The organism is Saccharomonospora iraqiensis subsp. paurometabolica YIM 90007, assembly GCF_000231035.2.
GTDB classification, from domain to species: Bacteria; Actinomycetota; Actinomycetes; order Mycobacteriales; family Pseudonocardiaceae; genus Saccharomonospora; species Saccharomonospora paurometabolica.
In genome coordinates this window covers 5,299-5,661 of the sequence record NZ_KI912188.1, presented here as the reverse complement: position 1 = coordinate 5,661, position 363 = coordinate 5,299, and the positions used below count along the sequence as shown (strand labels likewise).

At 77.4% G+C, this 363-nt stretch carries 1 protein-coding gene; it reads right to left on the bottom strand.

Features of this window, described 5'->3' with window-relative positions:
* Positions 1 to 363: ROK family protein (locus SACPADRAFT_RS0201495; RefSeq protein WP_040923791.1), on the bottom strand; the 363-nt coding region annotated here is incomplete at both ends.

The following is a 363-nucleotide window of genomic DNA, read 5'->3' as shown; positions in this document are numbered from 1 at the left end:
CGTTCCCAGCAACCGCGCTTGCCGCACGGGCAGGACCGGCCGTCCGGCACCACACGCAGGTGCCCGAGTTCCGGCGCGACGCCGTGGGCACCCCGGTAGACGACCCCGTCGAGCAGCAGCCCCGCCCCGATCCCCGTGCCGAGGGCCAGCAGCAGTGCCACCCCGGTGCCGCGGGCGGCACCGAACCGGTGCTCGGCCACGGCCGCGGCGTTCGCATCGTGTTCGAGGGTGACGGGCAGTCCCACCCGGGCCGCGATCCGGTCGGCCACCTCGGCCGAACGCCACGGCAGGTGCGGGGCGAACAGCACGGACCGGCGGTCCGGGCGCACGAACCCGGCCACGGCGAGGCCCACGGCCCGCACG